19 protein-coding genes are annotated in these 16,782 nt (G+C 68.9%); 10 read left to right on the forward strand and 9 right to left on the reverse strand.

Going from position 1 to position 16,782, the window contains the following annotated elements:
• Positions 1–11 precede the first annotated feature (11 nt).
• From WS45_RS12000 to WS45_RS12010, 3 genes are all read left to right on the forward strand, one after another.
• Positions 12–728 carry an SDR family oxidoreductase gene (locus tag WS45_RS12000; protein ID WP_059699974.1) on the forward strand — a complete coding sequence of 239 codons (717 nt, stop codon included), beginning with the start codon at positions 12–14 and terminating at the stop codon, positions 726–728.
• 176 nt (positions 729–904) lie between these two features.
• Positions 905–1,240: a putative quinol monooxygenase gene (locus tag WS45_RS12005; protein WP_059690194.1), complete on the forward strand. Its 336-nt coding sequence runs from the start codon at positions 905–907 to the stop codon at positions 1,238–1,240.
• Positions 1,237–2,394 carry an iron-containing alcohol dehydrogenase gene (locus tag WS45_RS12010; protein WP_059699976.1) on the forward strand — a complete coding sequence of 386 codons (1,158 nt, stop codon included), beginning with the start codon at positions 1,237–1,239 and terminating at the stop codon, positions 2,392–2,394. The genes WS45_RS12005 and WS45_RS12010 overlap by 4 nt, the downstream gene beginning before the upstream one ends.
• On the opposite strand, the gene WS45_RS36085 is transcribed toward WS45_RS12010, so the two are convergent.
• A complete protein-coding gene (locus tag WS45_RS36085; RefSeq protein WP_257140334.1) occupies positions 2,351–2,485 on the reverse strand; it encodes a hypothetical protein in 135 nt (44 codons plus the stop codon). The two genes, WS45_RS12010 and WS45_RS36085, sit on opposite strands and share 44 nt — an antisense overlap.
• Before the next feature lie 97 nt (positions 2,486–2,582).
• Between WS45_RS36085 and WS45_RS12015 the strand changes: the two genes are divergently transcribed.
• Positions 2,583–3,167, forward strand: coding sequence for a putative glycolipid-binding domain-containing protein (locus tag WS45_RS12015; protein WP_059700572.1), 585 nt, complete (start codon positions 2,583–2,585; stop codon positions 3,165–3,167).
• 20 nt (positions 3,168–3,187) lie between these two features.
• Here the strand turns inward: WS45_RS12015 and WS45_RS12020 are convergent, their stop codons facing one another.
• Both WS45_RS12020 and WS45_RS12025 read right to left on the reverse strand, forming a co-directional pair.
• The gene (locus WS45_RS12020) at positions 3,188–4,180 is read right to left on the reverse strand and encodes a sulfonate ABC transporter substrate-binding protein (protein ID WP_059524830.1); all 993 of its coding nucleotides are present in this window, start codon (positions 4,178–4,180) and stop codon (positions 3,188–3,190) included.
• Positions 4,181–4,389: 209 nt separating this feature from the next.
• Complete coding sequence (locus tag WS45_RS12025; protein WP_059699977.1) at positions 4,390–4,797, reverse strand: DUF427 domain-containing protein; 408 nt, start codon at positions 4,795–4,797, stop codon at positions 4,390–4,392.
• A 359-nt stretch (positions 4,798–5,156) separates the two neighbouring features.
• On the opposite strand from WS45_RS12025, the gene WS45_RS12030 reads away from it, so the two are divergent.
• Positions 5,157–6,818: an ABC transporter substrate-binding protein gene (locus WS45_RS12030; RefSeq protein ID WP_082721903.1), complete on the forward strand. Its 1,662-nt coding sequence runs from the start codon at positions 5,157–5,159 to the stop codon at positions 6,816–6,818.
• A gap of 43 nt (positions 6,819–6,861) precedes the next feature.
• On the opposite strand, the gene WS45_RS12035 is transcribed toward WS45_RS12030, so the two are convergent.
• The 6 genes from WS45_RS12035 to WS45_RS12060 form a co-directional block, all read right to left on the reverse strand.
• Positions 6,862–7,809, reverse strand: a complete 948-nt coding sequence (locus WS45_RS12035; RefSeq protein WP_059699979.1) for a TauD/TfdA dioxygenase family protein — start codon at positions 7,807–7,809, stop codon at positions 6,862–6,864.
• 172 nt (positions 7,810–7,981) lie between these two features.
• On the reverse strand, positions 7,982–8,938 hold the full coding sequence (locus WS45_RS12040; protein WP_059699981.1) for a TauD/TfdA dioxygenase family protein: 957 nt from the start codon (positions 8,936–8,938) through the stop codon (positions 7,982–7,984).
• Between the two features lie 163 nt (positions 8,939–9,101).
• A complete protein-coding gene (locus WS45_RS12045; protein ID WP_059699983.1) occupies positions 9,102–9,959 on the reverse strand; it encodes an ABC transporter ATP-binding protein in 858 nt (285 codons plus the stop codon).
• Between the two features lie 35 nt (positions 9,960–9,994).
• Complete coding sequence (locus WS45_RS12050; protein WP_059700574.1) at positions 9,995–10,819, reverse strand: ABC transporter permease; 825 nt, start codon at positions 10,817–10,819, stop codon at positions 9,995–9,997.
• Positions 10,820–10,841: 22 nt separating this feature from the next.
• Positions 10,842–11,681, reverse strand: a complete 840-nt coding sequence (locus WS45_RS12055; RefSeq protein ID WP_059699988.1) for an ABC transporter permease — start codon at positions 11,679–11,681, stop codon at positions 10,842–10,844.
• A 15-nt stretch (positions 11,682–11,696) separates the two neighbouring features.
• Positions 11,697–12,779: an ABC transporter substrate-binding protein gene (locus tag WS45_RS12060; RefSeq protein ID WP_059699990.1), complete on the reverse strand. Its 1,083-nt coding sequence runs from the start codon at positions 12,777–12,779 to the stop codon at positions 11,697–11,699.
• 94 nt (positions 12,780–12,873) lie between these two features.
• Here WS45_RS12060 and WS45_RS34920 point away from each other — a divergent pair, with 94 nt between their 5' ends.
• From WS45_RS34920 to WS45_RS12080, 5 genes are all read left to right on the forward strand, one after another.
• On the forward strand, positions 12,874–13,107 hold the full coding sequence (locus WS45_RS34920) for a hypothetical protein (protein ID WP_156437129.1): 234 nt from the start codon (positions 12,874–12,876) through the stop codon (positions 13,105–13,107).
• 426 nt (positions 13,108–13,533) lie between these two features.
• Complete coding sequence (locus WS45_RS12065; RefSeq protein ID WP_044843866.1) at positions 13,534–13,716, forward strand: Flp family type IVb pilin; 183 nt, start codon at positions 13,534–13,536, stop codon at positions 13,714–13,716.
• Between the two features lie 88 nt (positions 13,717–13,804).
• Positions 13,805–14,284: an A24 family peptidase gene (locus tag WS45_RS12070; RefSeq protein ID WP_059699992.1), complete on the forward strand. Its 480-nt coding sequence runs from the start codon at positions 13,805–13,807 to the stop codon at positions 14,282–14,284.
• A 19-nt stretch (positions 14,285–14,303) separates the two neighbouring features.
• Positions 14,304–15,335 (forward strand): Flp pilus assembly protein CpaB, encoded by a 1,032-nt coding sequence (cpaB, locus tag WS45_RS12075; RefSeq protein ID WP_059699994.1) that lies wholly within the window; start codon positions 14,304–14,306, stop codon positions 15,333–15,335.
• A 54-nt stretch (positions 15,336–15,389) separates the two neighbouring features.
• Entirely contained in the window at positions 15,390–16,772 is a 1,383-nt protein-coding gene (locus WS45_RS12080) for a type II and III secretion system protein family protein (RefSeq protein ID WP_059689805.1), read from the forward strand.
• Positions 16,773–16,782: the final 10 nt, after the last annotated feature.

Raw genomic sequence — 16,782 nt, forward strand, 5'->3', positions numbered from 1 at the left:
AGGTGAAATCCATGCAATCGACCGTATCGACCCCCAGGACACCTTCGATCCTGCTCGTCGCGGCCTCGCGCGGCCTCGGGCTCGCGATGGCGGAACAATTCCTGAACAAGGGCTGGCACGTCACCGGAACCGTGCGCGCGGCATCGGCGCGCACGCAGCTGCACGCGCTCGCCGACCGCTTCGACGGACGGCTCGAGATCGAGACGCTCGACATCTGCGCGCCGGAACAACTGGCCGCACTGCGCGCGCGCTTGTCGGGCCGGCGCTTCGACATGCTGTTCGTGAACGCCGGCACGACCAACGACCCGAACGAAACGATCGGCGACGTCACGACCGACGAATTCGTGCGCGTGATGATCACGAATGCGCTGGCGCCGATGCGCGTGATCGACGCGCTGCAGGATCTCGTGACCCCGGATGGCCTGATCGGCGCGATGTCGTCGGGGCAGGGAAGCGTCGCGAACAACGTGAGCGGCATGCGCGAGGTCTACCGCGGCAGCAAGGCCGCGCTGAACCAGTTCATGCGCAGTTTCGCGGCGCGCCAGGCCGGCACGCCGCGCGCGATGGTGCTGATGGCGCCGGGCTGGGTCCGCACGGAACTCGGCGGGCCCGATGCGCGATTGACGATCGACGAAAGCGTGCCGAGCCTCGTGAACGTGTTGATCGGGAAGCAGCGGCGCGCGGGGCTCGAATACCTCGATTACCAGGGGCGCACCGTGCCGTGGTAGCGGCCGGTGCAGCGGCGCGCGTGACGATGCGCTGCGCACGCGGCGCCGATTCAATACAATGCGACGTCGGGGCATCGGCGCCGCGTCGGGCCGCCGACCGCCACTTTCGGCGCGCAATCGCGCATGGTGGAATGACGGCCCGTCATGACGGGCCGCTGGCGAATACGGAGCGCAGCATGAACGAACCTTACCTGCAGGTCATCGCGCATTTCTTCGCGAAACCCGGCAACGGCGACCGCGTGATCGAACTGCTGGCCGAACTCGCGCCGGCCACGCGCACCGAGCCGAAAAACCTCGACTATGAATACTTCCGGTCGCCGGTCGATCCCGACCACATCGTGATCCTCGAGCGCTATCGCGAGGCCGACGGCCTCGACGTGCATCGGGAAACGCCGCATTTCCAGCGGATCGGTGTCGGTGCGATCTTTCCGTTGCTCGATCGCCGCGACGTGACGCGCTACATGGTGCAGCCGGACACCGGCACGGCGACGCCACCGGGAGGCACCCGATGAACCCCTTTCAATTCCGTACCGTTCCGACGCAGATCGTCGAATTCGGCGCTGCTCGCCGGCTCGGCGCGCTGTTGCGCGAACGCTTTCCGGCGCTCGCGCGGCTGTGCGTCGTCACCGACGCGTTCCTGCATCGCAGCGGCGTGCTCGCGCCCGCGCTGGAGAGCCTCGCCGCGCACGGCTGGCAGGTGACCGTGATCGACGACGTGATCGCCGATCCGCCCGAGCACGTCGTGCTCGAAGCGACCGCGCGGGCGGTGGCGGCCGATGCGGAAATCGTGCTCGGCCTCGGCGGCGGTTCGTCGATGGACGTCGCGAAGCTGATCGCGGTGCTCGCGCCGGGGCGGCAGGCGCTGGCCGACATGTACGGCGTCGACAAGGTTGCGACGTCACGGCTGCCGCTCGTGCAGATGCCGACGACGGCCGGCACCGGCTCCGAAGTGACGGCCGTGTCGATCGTCACGGTCGGCGAGGCGCGCAAGATGGGCGTCGTGTCGCCGCACCTGTTCGCGGACGTCTCGATCCTCGACGCCGAGCTGACACTCGGCCTGCCGCGCGCGGCCACGGCCGCGACCGGCATCGACGCGATGGTGCATGCGATCGAGGCGTATACGTCGTCGCGGCTCAAGAATCCGGTGTCCGACATGCTGGCCGTGCAGGCGCTGACGCTGCTGTCGCGCAACCTGCTGAAGGCATGCGACGACGGCGGCGATCGCCACGCGCGCGAAGCGATGCTGGTCGGCGCGATGTTCGCCGGCCAGGCATTCGCAAACGCGCCGGTCGCGGCCGTGCATGCGCTGGCCTATCCGGTCGGCGGCATTTTCCACGTGCCGCACGGGCTGTCGAACGCGCTCGTGCTGCCGCATGTGCTGCGCTTCAACGCGCCGGCTGCCGCGCCGCTGTATGCCGAACTCGCGGCAATCGTCGCGCCGTCGGCGACGGGTAGCGACGAAGCGAGAACGCAGGCGTTGATCGACGAGATCGATCGCCTGATCGTCGCGACGGGCATTCCGCGCACGCTGCGCGAGGTCGGCGTCGGCGAGGGCGACCTGCCGAGGATGGCGTCGGACGCGATGCTGCAGACGCGCCTGCTCGTGAACAATCCGCGCGAAGTCACGGAAGCCGACGCGCTGGCGATCTATCGGCAGGCGTGGTGATCTCGACGCGCGTGCCGTGCGCGAGCGCATAGCCGCAGGCCGGTGCCTGCACGACGCCGATGCCGCCGCCGGCCAGGATCGTGTCGAACATCGGGCGTCAGTGGCGCGTCGCCGTCACCGATCAAAGGCCCAGCAGATCATCGACGCCGTGAGCGTAAATCCGGCTCATGCAACCGACGGGAGACGACATGACGCAACGGGACGAAGCGGCGCGCACGCGGTGCGTCGCGTGGCAGAACACGCAGACCTGGCAGGCGGCCGAATGGTGCCGGCTCGTCGAGACGCATGCGGGCATCGACCTGTCGGGCGCGGTAGCGGGCGCGATCGACGGCACGCCGTTTCGCGTCGACTATGCGATCGCGTGCGGGGCCGACTGGCTGACGCGATCGGCGCACGTGACGTACTGGCTCGGCGCAGCGCCGCCACGGCAGCTCGCAATCGAACGCGACGCGGGGCGCTGGACGATCGACGGCATCGACGCGCCGGCCCTCGCGGGCGCGACCGACATCGATCTCGGCTTCAGTCCGTCGACCAATACGCTGCCGATCCGGCGTCTCGGGCTGGCGGTCGGCGCGTCGGCCGTCATTCACACGGCCTGGCTGCGTTTTCCGGCGTTCGAGATCGTGCGCGGCGAGCAGCGCTATGCGCGCACGGCGGAGCACGTTTACCGCTACGAGAGTGGCACGTATGCGGCCGATATCGCGGTCGACGATGCGGGCCTCGTCACCGATTACGACGAGTGGCGGCGCATCGGCGCGACGCGTTCGCCGTAACGCGGCGCAGCGACGGCGCGTCAGCGCGCGTTGGCGACCGTCACCTTGCCGGGAATCAGCTTCAGCGCGCTGAACGCGTCGGCGATGCTCTGCTGATACGCGAGCGTCGCATCGGTGACGGGCTGCACGCCGTAGCCGGCGCGCTTGAGCGCGACTTCGAGCGTCGGCGCGTCGAGGCCGACGAGCGGCGACAGTTGCGCCGCGACTTCCGGAACGTGGTCGCGTCCCCAGCGATCGACCGCGTCGACTTCGTCGAGCAGCGTGCGCAGCACCTGCGGCTGCGCGGCGGCATATTTGCGCGCGGCGAGGTAGTACTGCGTGTTGCGCACGAGCCCGTCGCCGTCCGCGATCACGCGTGCGCCGAGCTGCCGTTCGGCGGCCGCCAGATACGGATCCCAGATCACCCACGCGTCGACGCTGCGCTGCACGAATGCGGCGCGCGCGTCGGCGGGCGTCAAATAGATCGGCTGGATGTCGGCATACGTGAGGCCCGCATGTTCCAGCGCCTTCACGAGCAGATAGTGGACGTTCGAACCCTTGTTGAACGCGACCTTCTTGCCGCGCAACTGCGCGACGGTGCGGATCGGCGAATCGGGCAGCACGACGATCGCCTCGCCGTGCGGCGCGGGCGGTTCGTTGCCGAGATAGACGAAATCGACGCCCGCGGCCTGCGCGAAGATCGGCGGCGTCTCGCCGACCGTGCCGACGTCGATCGCGCCCGCGTTCAGCCCCTCGAGCAATTGCGGGCCGGCCGGAAACTCGAGCCACTGGACCGTCACGCCCTGGCTCGCGAGCCGCTTCTCGAGCGTGCCGCGCGCCTTGAGCACGACGAAGTTGCCGTATTTCTGGAAGCCGACGCGCAGCCGCTTCTCGCTGCCCTGCGCCAGTGCGGGCATGCCCGCGAGCGGGCCGAGCGCGAGCCCGGCCAGTCCGGCGGCCGCGCCGTGCAGCCACTGGCGGCGGCGCGGATTTGCCGGGGTCGTTTCAAGGTCTGCGTGTGATTCGTCGTTCATCGAGGCGTCCTGCGGGCGGGTTCACGGGTCGCGCGCGCTTGCGGCGCGATCGGCACGGGACGCAGCCGGATGCGCAAGCTGCGCGCGGCCGGCCCGCGCCGGATGCACGACGATACGACCGCGCAATTCGGCGGCCAACCAATGAATCCGCATATGCAAATCAGCGGGCGGACGATACGTGAACGACGGGCCGGCAGGCGCTGCCGAACTCAATCGGTGCCGAGCGGGCTTTCCTCGATCGAGTCGACGCGATCCGGGTAAAACGCGAGGTGCGCGCGAATCGATTCGACGGCCGGGTTCGGATGCTCGTACGTCCATACCGCGTTGGTCGCGCGTTCGCCGCCGGCGGGAATCGAGTAATACGCGCAATCGCCCTTGTACGGGCAGTACGTCGCATGGTCGGTGCGTTGCAGCAGCGCCATGTCGGCGTCCTCGCGCGGAACGTACAGCACGGCCGGATAGCTGGCCTCGCGCAGCGCCAGCGCGTGGCGCGTATCGGCGACGACCTTGCCGGCCATCTTGACCACCACGCGGGACGGATGCGGTTCGATCGTGATCGGATGATCGGGGCCCGGCGACTTCACGGGACGAGAGGGCGTATCGGGGCTGATCGACATCGTGGGTCCTCCAGGAAGGGGCAGCGCGCCGGCAGGCACGCCGCGCCGCAACGTGCGCGCGGGCGAATGCGCGCGCGCCGGTGCCGGCGTTGACCAACCGATACGATGCGCCAATTCCGCAGACTCTGCAGGGGGCCGGAAGGCGGGCCGCGAATGGCGTCGCCGCATGACGCGGAGCGGCGGCGCGTGGCAGCCGGAATTCGCCGGCATGCCCGACGCTCGCGCGGACATTTTCATGCAGCGGCAGCGCGATGCATCCGCCGCGATAAGCAACGCGGAATTAATTGGTAAGCGATCGGCGGGCGGCGCGCGAAGATCGGCGGTCGTCATTCGCATGAAGTCCTTTCTCGACCGCCACCATGAAGATTCCATTCGTTTCGTTCTCGGCGCATCGCGCGCGGCCCGCATCCGTTGCCGTTGCGGCGCTGCGCGGCATGGCCGCGTCGCTGCTGCTCGCCGGCGCGGTCACGCACGCGTTCGCGGCGCCGGCCGGCAAGACGCTCGTGTTCTGCAGCGAAGGCAGCCCGGCCGGCTTCGACCCCGGCCAGCACACGACCAGCACCGATTTCGACGCGAGCACGTACACGATCTACAACGGGCTCGTGCAGTTCAAGCGCGGCACGCTCGATCTCGCGCCGTCGCTCGCGACGAGCTGGGACGTGTCGTCCGACCAGCGCGTCTACACGTTTCACCTGCGGCGCGGCGTGAAGTTCCAGACGACCGCGTGGTTCAAGCCGACGCGGCCGTTCCAGGCGGACGACGTCGTGTTCACGTTCCGCCGGATGCTCGACCCCGACGATCCGTTCCGCAAGGCCTATCCGGTCAGCTTCCCGTACTTCAGCGATCTCGGATTCGACCGCAACATCGAGCGCATCGAGAAAGTCGACGACGACACGGTGCGCTTCGTGCTGAAGTCGCCCGACGTCGTGTTCGTGCGCAATCTCGCGATGGCGTTCGCGTCGATCCTGTCGGCCGAATACGCGTCGCAGTTGACGGCGAGCCATCGCGAGGCCGACATCAACCAGTTCCCGGTTGGCACGGGGCCGTTCCAGCTGCGCGCGTACCAGAAGGACGCGACGATCCGTTACGACGCGAACCCCGACTACTGGAAGCCGGACGACGTGAAGCTCGCGCATCTCGTGTTCGCGATCACGCCCGATCCGGCCGTGCGCCTGCAGAAGCTCACGGCCGGCGAGTGCCAGGTGTCGGTGTTTCCGCGGCCGGCCGATCTCGAGACGGTGCGGCGCGATCCGAAGCTGACGCTGTTTTCGGGGACGGGCTTCAACGTCGGCTTCGTCGCGTACAACACACAGCATCCGCCGCTCGATCGCGTCGACGTGCGGCGCGCGCTCGACATCGCGATCGACAAGGCGGCGATCATCAAGACCGTGTTCAACGGCGACGCGACGATCGCGACGAACCCGATGCCGCCCGCGCAATGGTCGTACAACCCGCGCCTGAAGGACGCGCCGCGCGATCCGGCCGCGGCGAAGGCGCTGCTCGCGCAAGCAGGATTCCCGAACGGTTTCGACCTGACGTTGTGGGCGATGCCGGTGCAGCGCCCGTACAACCCGAACGCGCAGCTGATGGCGCAACTGATCCAGCAGGACTGGGCGAGGATCGGCGTGCGCGCGAAGATCGTCAGCTACGAGTGGGGCGAGTACAACCGCCGCGCGAAACACGACGGGCAGCACGACGCGATCCTGTACGGCTGGTCGGGCGACAACGGCGATCCCGACAACTGGCTCGGCACGTTGCTCGGCTGCGACGCCGTGCACGGCAGCAACCTCGCGAAGTGGTGCAACGCGGATTTCGAGCGGCTCGTCGATGCGGCGCGCACGAACGCGGACGTCGCGAAACGCACGTCGCTTTACGAGCAGGCCCAGGTCGTATTCAAGAGTCAGGTGCCGTTCACGCCGATCGCGACATCGATCGTGTCGCTGCCGCTCTCGAAGCGCGTGCACGGGGTGACGTTCTCGCCGCTCGGCGGGCACCGGTTCGACGGCGTTTCGCTGGATTGAGGAAGGCAGGCCGGCGCGCGTGCGCCGGCCGTCGACGCGACGGTCAGTTCAGTGCGACCGCCGCCGCTGCTTCGACCGGCGAGCCTTCGAGCGCGACGGATGGCCGGCCGTCGGGGCCGACCGGCACGTCGCCGACGAGCGTCGTGCGATAGAGCTGGCGATCGAAGTCGAGATCGAAGATGTCGACCGGCGCGAGATGCGCGGTCGCGCGGTTGTCCCAGAACGCGATGCTGCGTGGCTCCCACTTGAAGCGGATCGTGAATTCCGGCCGCGTCACGTGCTCCCACAGCAGTTCGAGCAACGCCTGGCTTTCGCGCGGCGTCAGCCCGACGATCGACTTCAGGAAACTCGGGCTCACGTACAGCGCACGTTCGCCGGTCTCCGGGTGCACGCGCACCAGCGGATGCTCGGTCACGAGCGGGCGGCGCTCGACGGCTTCATCGAATGCGCCGGTCGCGCGCGCACCGGCCGGCGGCGTGAAGCGGTGGATGCCGCGCAAGCCGTCGACGAAGCCGCGCAGCGGCGCCGACAGCGTCTCGTACGCACGCACGAGGTTGGTCCAGTGCGTGTCGCCGCCGTACGGCGGAATCGTCACGCCGCGCAGGATCGACGCCCACGGCGGATTGATCGCGGCCGTCACGTCGGTGTGCCAGCCCGTCCACGGCCGGCGCACCGGCTCGCCTTCGAAACGCGTCGCCTTGCGATGCTTCGCGATCGAATAGACGGCCGGGTGACCGTCGACGTGCCCGAACACCGGATGGCCGACGGTCGGCTCGCCGAACTGCGCGGAGAACGCGACATGCTGCTCGTGCGTGAGGAATTGCTCGCGGAAGAAGATCACGCGCCATTTCAGCAGCGCGGCGCGAATCGCGGCGATCTGCGGCGTGGTCAACGGCTGGGTGAGGTCGATGCCGCGAATCTCCGCGCCGATGTGGGCGGACAGCGGGATCACGTCGACCGGCTGGGCGGCGGGTTCGGGTAGGGCGCTCATGCGACGCTCCTGGCGGAAGTGAACGGGGTGGACGGCCGGCGACATCGTTGCGCATGCAAGCGTCGGCCCGGTGGCGGGAACGTCATGGTCGGATCCTCCGGTCGGCAATGCGGGAATGCGGAAAGGTGGCCGGCGCGGCGGCGGCCGAAGTCGCCGCCGCGCGCGGCGAACGTCATTGCAGCGTCGCGCCGGGCCCCTTCAGCACGACGCTGCGGCGGCCGTCGACGCCGACCGGCACGTCGCCGTGAACGGTCGCGCGCCGCACGACGCGGTGCGCATCGCCGTAATCGTTGATCGCATAGTGCTGCGTCGCGCGGTTGTCCCAGATCGCGACGTCGCCTTGCTGCCAGTTCCAGCGCACGGTGTTCTCGAGGCGCGTCACGTGTTCGTGCAGCACCTGCAGCAGATGCGCGGAATCCTGCGACGACAGCCCCTTGATCTTCTGCACGAAGTGCCCGAGCACGAGCGTGCGTTCGCCGGTCTCCGGATGCACGCGCACGACCGGGTGTTCGGTCTCGTAGACGGTCGACGTGAACACTTCGCGGTAGCGCTTCAGTTGCGTGTCGTCGGCATGCACGTGCGTCGACGCGTAGTCGTAAGCGTTCGTATGCACTGCCGACAGCGTGTCGGCGAGTGCGCGCAGCGATTCGGGCAGATGCATGTACGCGGCGGCCGTGTTGGCCCACACCGTGTCGCCGCCGAACGGCGGGATCACGACCGCGCGCAGGATCGACACCTTCGGATACGCGTCGACGAAGGTCACGTCGGTGTGCCACGAATTGGCGCGCGCGCCGTGCGCGGAATCGAGTTCGAGCAGGTGCGCGCTGCCGTCGACGGACGGCACGGTCGGGTGCGCGACGATCTCGCCGAAGCGGCGCGCGAAGGCTTCCTGCGCCGTGTCGTCGAGATGGCCCTGGTTGCGGAAGAACAGCACCTTGTGGCGCAGCAGCGCGGCCTGGATTGCGTCGAACGTCGCGTCGTCGAGCGTGCCCGACAGCCGGACCCCGGCGATCTCGGCGCCGATCCGGCCGGCGACCTGGCGAACCTGAAGCGGGACGGCGGCCGTGCGCGGTGCGGCGGCGTGCGAAGCATGCGATGACGGGTGAGCGGCGTGCTGGACTTCGGACATCGGGAGTCTCCTGGATCGGATCGGTCGAGTCTCCATTCAAGCAGGGACCGCGCGGAACCGGAACCGATGAATCGTCACATCCTTAGCGCGCGCCGCGATGATCGATATGTGTCGTCATGCTGAGCAATTCGGGCACGGTGTCGGGTCATGCGGCGCGACCGTGTCACCACGCGAGCCGCCATTCGCCGATCCGGTGCGCATCGGGCGCATCGACGCGCTTCGCCCGGCCGCCACCGCCCCCATCGCCGCCACCCGGCGGTGCGCGATCGTCGAAATCGGCGAGCACCGTATCGCGCAGCCGCGCGAATTCCGGCGAATCGCGTCGGCGCGGCCGCGGCAGCGCGACGTCGACGATGCGCTCGATGCGCCCGGGGCGCGGTGCCATCGTGACGACGCGATCGCCGAGATAGACGGCTTCGTCGACGTCGTGCGTGACGAGCACCATCGTGATGCGTTCCTGCTCCCAGATGCGCAGCAGCTCGTTCTGCATGCGTGCGCGCGTCTGTGCATCGAGTGCGCCGAACGGCTCGTCGAGCAGCAGCACGCGCGGCCGGTTGACGAGGCCGCGTGCGATCGCGACGCGCTGCGCCATCCCGCCCGACAGCTGGTTCGGGTACGCATGCTCGAAGCCGTTCAGCCCGACGAGCGCGATGTGCTCGGCCACTGCGCGTCGCTTGCTCGCAGCGTCGAGCGGTGCATTGCGCAGCGCGGCCTCGACGTTCTGCGCGACCGTCAGCCACGGGAACAGCCGGTGATCCTGGAACACGATCCCGCGCTGCAGCGACGTGTCGCGCACCGGTTCGTCCCCGGCGCGGATTTCGCCCGCGTAGTCGGTGTCGAGCCCGGCGATCAGCCGCAGCAACGTCGACTTGCCGCAGCCGCTCGCGCCGACGATCGTGACGAATTCGCCGGCACGCACGTGCAGCGACACGTCGTCGAGCACGGCAAGCGTCGCGCCGCGTTGCGCATAGCGCTTGCTCACGTGGAGGATATCGAGCGAATCGGAAGCGAGGTTCGTCATGGCGGAGCAGGAAGCGACAGGAAGAAGAAGGGCGATCAATGGCGCAGGTCGCCGCGCCGGGCCAGCACCTTGCGTTCGACCGCACGCGCGATCGCGTTCAGCGCCCAGCCGGTCACGCCGACGACGATGATTCCGAACAGCACGAGGTCCATCCGGAACTGCTCGCTGCCGTCGATCAGCGTGTTGCCGATCCCGCTGCCCGCGACGAGCAGGTACTCGGCGCCGAGCGTCGCGAGCCACGAGTAGATGAGGCCGAGATACAGCCCGGTGAAGATCGACGGCAGCGCGGCGGGCAGGAGCACGTAACGCACCAGCTGAAGCCGCGAATAGCGCAGCGCGCGGGCCACGTCGACATACGCGCGCGGCACTGCATGAATGCCGTCGCACGTATGCGTGGCGACCGGCAGAAGCGCGGCGAGTGACAGGAACACGACCTTGGCGGCGTCGCCGAGGCCGAACCAGACGGAAATCAGCGGAATCCACGCGAACAGCGAGATCTGCTTGAACGTGTCGAAGCTCGGGCCGACCACCCGCGCAGCGATGCGCGACAGGCCGAGCGCGGCGCCGAGCAGCAGGCCGCCGGTCGCGCCGATCGCGAAGCCGCACGCTTCGCGCGCGAGCGAAGCCGACAGCGCGCGCGCCAGCGCACCGCTGGTCGTCTGGGTCCACGCCGTGTGCAGCACGTCGGTGGGGCCGACCAGCAGCCCGCTTTTGACGAGATGCGCGGACGAGACGGCCCACCAGAGCGCGAACGCGCCGAGTGGCAGGACGAAACCGCGCCAGTCGGGCACGGGGAAGCGCCGGGCGGTCGAGACGGCGGGCGACGAGGCGTCGGGTGTCGACGTGGCGGCAGGCGGCATGAGCGGCATCCTTGAATCGGGTTCAGCCGCGGAACGCGGACGGCACGCCACGGCGCAGCCGTGCTTCGAGCGCGTCGAGCAGCCGGTTGATTGCGAGGCCGACCGCGCCGACGACGATCACCGCCGCCATCACGAGATCGAGCTGGAACAGCTGGCGCCCGTACACGATCAGGTAGCCGAGCCCTTCGGACGACGCGACGAGTTCGACGACGACGAGCGCGAGCCAGGATTTCGTGAAGGCGAGCCGTACACCGGTCGCGAGTGTCGGGATCGCGGCGGGCAGCACGACGTGGGCGATGCGCTGGCGGCGCGTATAGCCGAACACGCGCGCGACTTCATCGAGCGCAGGCGGCGTCTGGCGGAAACCCTGCAGCGTGCTCATCGTCACGGGGACGAGTGCCGCATGCGCGATCAGCAGGTACTTCAGCGGCTCGCCGACGCCGACGAGCAGCAGCAGGAATGGCAGCCAGCCGAGCACGGGAATTTGCACGAGCGCGTTGAAGCCGGGCAGCACGTAGGCTTCCAGCGTGCGCGACAGGCCGAGCGCCGCACCGGTCGCGAAACCGAGCAGCGTGCCGGCCGCGAAGCCGACCAGCACGCGCTGCAGGCTGACCAGCGTATGGCGCGCGAGATCGCCGCTGGCGGCGAGTTCCGCGAGCGAGTCGGCGACCTGTTCGGGCGGCGGCAGGATCTGCGGCGCGATCCAGCCGCGCGCGCTGCCGACCGTCCACAGCGCGAACAGCAGTGCGGGCAGCGCCCACGGCGCGAGCCGCCACGCCACGCGCTTCACGGCCGCCGCGCGGGTCTGCGCCGCGAGCGCAGGCGGGTCGGACGACGGAATCGGGATCGCGGTGTCGCTCATCGGGGCCAGTCCGGGTCAGGAGAGGGGCTTGCCGGACGCGTCATAGCGCGGCCAGTAGTGCTCGAGGTGCTGCGCGCGCAACGCGTTGTCGAGATACTTCGGTTCGAACCAGCCGTCGACGTCGACCGGCTGGCGGATCAGTTTCAGCTTCAGCGCGTCCTGCGCGACGGCCTTGTAGCGCGCGACGAGGAACGGATCGATCAGCGGCGACAGGCGGTCCTTCAGGCGCTGGTTCGCAAAGTCGGCCTGCCACGACGTATAAGGCACGCCGCTTTTCGCCCACAGCTTGAACAACGCGTCGCGGTTCGCTTCATCGGACGACCAGTGCGCGCCCTTGACCAGCGCGTCGACGACACGCTGCACGATGTCCGGATGCGCGCGCTCGAAGTCGTCGAGCACGAGCAGGTGGGTCTGGCGCGTGAACTGCGGGCCGTCGTTCTGCGATTCGTAGATGATCTTCGCAAGGCCCGCGTCGCGCAGTTTGTACAACTGATAGTCGCCGACCGATGCGTCGATGCCCTTCGACGCGAGCGCGGCGAGCGAACTCGCCGAGTCGAGGTTGATCACGCGCAGGTCGCGTTCGCCGAGGCCGTTCTTCGCGAGCGCATTGTCGGCGACGAGCTGCAGGTTCGTGCCGCGGAAGATCGACACGCGGCGGTCCTTCAGGTCGGCGATCGAGCGGATCGCGGAGTCCGGCGGCACCGCGATCTTCACGCCCGAGCGCACGCTCGCGGCGAGCAGCAGGCGCGTCCTGATTCCATTCGAGCGTGCGAGCACCGCCGGCAGGTCGCCCTGGTAGGCAAAGTCGAGCGCCTTGTTGGCGATCGCCTCGTTGACGGCCGGGCCGGCGCCCTTGAAGAACAGCCACTGCACCTTGATGCCGTCGGTCGCGAACTCCTTTTCGACCAGTTGCTGCAATTGCGCGGTGGCCGCGCTCGACCCGCCGAAGGTCGGCGGATCGCCGGTGCCCTGCTGGGCGACGCCGATGCGGATGGTGGCGGGCTTGTCGGCGTGCGCGGCGACAGCGGGGAACGCGACGAGGGACGCGATCAGCAACGATCGCAGCAGGCGCAGCGGAGACGGGAATCGGTCGATCATGGCGCGTCGGATGGCGAGGAGTGGAAATCGGGCCGGAGGGCGTCGAACCATTCTGGAGGACGCCGCCGGCGCGGGACAAGCAACGATTTGAACTATGCTTATCGCCGCGTTTCCGGTTGGCAAATCACGCGTGGCGCCAATTGGAAATGTCGAATCGCGCGAGCGCCGAGCACCGATCCCGCAGCCGATCGACGGCGTGCAATATTTTCCGGATCGCGCTGGCATGCACGAAAGGATTGCCGGGCAACGCACACGAGAGTGTGTTCTGAATTCGTCAATGCGAAGCGTGCGGCATATCGAAAAACTGAATAAAAAACCATCGAATTGAACGCTGGCGGCAATGATGCGGCCGGGCATTAACATACTTACTTCGAGCCATGACCGGCCTGCCGCGCCACGCTGGAAAAGCGGTAAATGGCGTGCGCGTATTTCATCGCTGAAGCGCTCCGCGCATAAATGCATTCCGACGCCAAATCATTTGAATTCGCCCAGAAAATTGTCTATACCCTAGACGAATTGGCGTAATCCGCATCGTGTCAATGCGGCTCGCCACAACCGCGCGAATGTAGCGGGGAATGCCGTCGCCGCACGCCACGCGTTGCAGCGATCGAATGGATTCCGGGGAATGCGCACGGTCCGATGCCGGGGCCGCCGCATGGGTCAAGAATGAGCGAACGCCGTGCGCACCACCCCGTGCAACACCGCGTCATTACATTCAACGGTCGATCACCGACCCCGCCACACGGAGGTTGTCATGCTGCAATACGTCAAGACCTTGCTGCGCGATGAACGTGGTGTCAGCTCGCTCGAATATGCGGTTCTGGCCGGCATCGTCGTGGTCGCGCTGGCGGCGGTCGGGGTGATTCTCAGCAGCACGTCCGGCGGCTTGCCGGCCGTGTTCACCGCGCTGATCAACAAGGTCACGGCGTTGATCTGATCTCCTGAACCCGCGCGCCGTCGGCGGACACACGGATCCGCAGCGGTACGACGTATCCAGCCGGGGCGCGCCGACGGACGGCTCTCCGATGCTCTTTCTCGCACAGTCGGCGGCGACGCTCGTGCTGGTGTCGCTCGCGACCCAGGACCTGCGCGAGCGGCGCTTGTCCAATCGCGCCGTGCTGGCGTTCGCGATGCTGTATTTGATCGCGGCGGCACTCGCGCGCGACGGGCTCGCGCAACTCGCCGGTCACGTGGCGACCGCCGCGGCGATGCTGCTGCTGTTCGCGGGCTTGCGTCACGCGGGCTGGATGGGCGGCGGCGACGTGAAGCTGGCGGCGGCGGTGTTCCTGTGGGCCGGCCCGACGCTCGCGTTCCCGGTGCTGACGCTCGTCGCCGCGAGCGGCGCCCTGTATGGCGTCGCCGCGCTCGCGGCCGTTGCATGGCGGCGTCACACCGCGCCGGCACGTGCGATCGCGCCGCGCGGCGTGCCGTACGGCATCGCGCTCGCGCTCGGCGGCATGCTGGCCGTCTGGGCGCCGTTTCCTCACGCGGTTTCGCTTGCCTAGCCGGGGGACGCACGCCGCCATGCCCAAACCCCTGAGAATGGCCGTGCTGATCATCGCTGCCGCGATCGGCGCCTTCATCCTGCGTCAGCTGTACGTCTCCGCGTCGACGCCTTCCGCGCCCGGCGAAGCGGCCGAGGTGAGCGTGCGCGTCGCGGCGGCGGACCTGCCCGAAGGGCTGCTGCTGCGCGACAACGATCTCGCGTGGAAGCGCATGCCGCGCACGCAGTTGCCGGCCGGTGCGTTCGTCGAGACGCAACCGGGCGCGGACCTGAAGGGCGCGCTGCTGCGCAATCGTGTCGACGCCGGTGCGCCGATCCGCGCGGACAACGTGATTGCGGCCGGCGCGCCGGATTTTCTCGCGGCCGCGCTGCAGCCCGGCATGCGCGCGATCTCGGTGCCGGTCGACGACGTATCGGGCAACGCGGGGCTGATCCAGCCGGGCGACTTCGTCGACGTGGTGCTCACGCAGGAAATCGGCGGGTCCGCGACGACGCCCGGCACGTTCGAAGCGGAGACGGTCGTGCGGCGCGCGCGCGTGCTCGCGGTCGGCTCGGAATTCCAGCGTGCGAAGACACCCGCGAGCGCGCCGGACGTGCCGGTCCGCGCGCGCACGGTCACGCTCGAGGTCGCGCCGCGCACCGCCCAGGTCGTGCTGGTCGCGACGCGCCTCGGCTCGCTGTCGCTGGCGTTGCGCAGCTTCGCGACGAGTGATCGCCGCCAGGCGGCGGGCGGCGGCGAACAGGAGCCCGATACGCCGCCGGTGTGGGCCGGCGACGTGTCGCGCGCGGCCCGTGACGCGGCGCGGGCGCCGTCCGGGAGAACGGACGGCGGCACGCGGCCGGCGGTGCAGGGCAATACGGTCGTGATTTATCGCGGCTCGTCGGTCGACGACGGGTCGCGCGGCATCGGCATCGGCACGCCTGGCTTGCCGCCGCTGCCGTCCGGGTGGCCGGCTATGCCAGGCATGCCGGTTGCGCCGGCTGCGCCTGCGGGCGGCAACGTCGCCGCGGACGCGACGGCGCAAGCGCCGCGCGCGGCCGTGCCGCAGTGACGGCATGACGATTCGGGCCGGCCGCCCGGCGGCCGGCATTTGACGGGAAGACGCATGGTGCGCATGGTTCGTTGGATCGCTTTCTGGTGCCTGGCCTGCATCGTCGCGCCGGGCGTCGTGCTCGCGCCGCGCGCGCAGGCGGCGGACGCCGGTGCGGCGTTGTCGATCGCGACCGGCAAGGGCGAGATGCTGTCGCTGTCCGAACCCGCGACCGCGATGTTCGTCGCGGACCCGAGCATCGCGGACATCCAGGTGCCGTCGCCGCGCACCGTGTTCGTGTTCGGGAAGAAGGCGGGCACCACCACGCTGATCGCGCTCGGCGCGAACCATCGGCCGATCCTGCGCCGGACGGTGATCGTGCAGGTCGATACCGCGTCGCTGCAGGCGGTGCTCGACAGCCGCTTTCCGCAATTGAAGCTGTCGGTGTCCGGCGCGCCGGGCTCGCTGATGGTGTCGGGCAAGGTGCCGAGCGCAGCCGACGCGGACGCCGTGATGCAGTCGCTCACGCCGTATCTCAACGACAAGGAAAAGATCGTCAACCGGCTCACGCTGTCGCGCCCGATCCAGGTGAACCTGCGCGTGCGCGTGACCGAGGTGAGCCGCAACGTCACGCAGCAGCTCGGCATCAACTGGAGCTCGCTCGGCGCGGCCGGCAATTTCGTTGGCGGGTTGTTCAACGGACGCACGCTGTTCGATCCGACGACCAAGCTGTTCAACCTGTCGCCGACCGGCGCGTATTCGATACTCGGCGGTTTCCACGCGGGGCGCTGGTCGATCGACGTCGTGCTCGATGCGCTCGACCAGGAAGGCCTGATCACGATGCTCGCTGAGCCGAATCTCACCGCGATGTCCGGGCAGACCGCGAGCTTCCTCGCCGGCGGCGAAATTCCGATTCCGGTCGCGCAGGCCGGCACCACGACCGGCGCGATCACGGTCGAGTTCAAGCCGTTCGGCGTGTCGCTCGACTTCACGCCGACCGTGCTCGCCGACAACCGGATCAGCCTGAAGGTGCGGCCGGAGGTGAGCGAGGTCGACTCGAGCAACAGCGTGACGACGGGCGGCGTCACGGTGCCGGGGCTTTCCGTGCGGCGCGTCGAGACGACGGTCGAGCTGTCGAGCGGGCAGAGCTTCGCGATCGGCGGCCTGCTGCAGAGCCAGACGGCCGATACCGTGTCGCAGATCCCGGGGCTCGGCCGGCTGCCGATCATCGGCCGGCTGTTTTCGTCGAAGAACTTCCAGGACAACAAGACCGAGGTCGTCGTGATCGTGACGCCGTACATCGTGCAGCCGACCGGCCCCGGCCAGCTCGAGCAGGCGCTCGACACCGTCGCGCGGCCGAGCAGCGATCTCGAGTTCGCGATCCAGCGCAATCTCGGGATCGACATGCTGTCGGGCGACACGCCGCGCCTCGTCGGCGCCGCGGGCTTCGTGTACTGACCGGAGGAGC

The organism is Burkholderia sp. RF2-non_BP3 (assembly GCF_001522185.1).
In the GTDB taxonomy this organism is placed as follows: Bacteria; Pseudomonadota; Gammaproteobacteria; order Burkholderiales; family Burkholderiaceae; genus Burkholderia; species Burkholderia diffusa.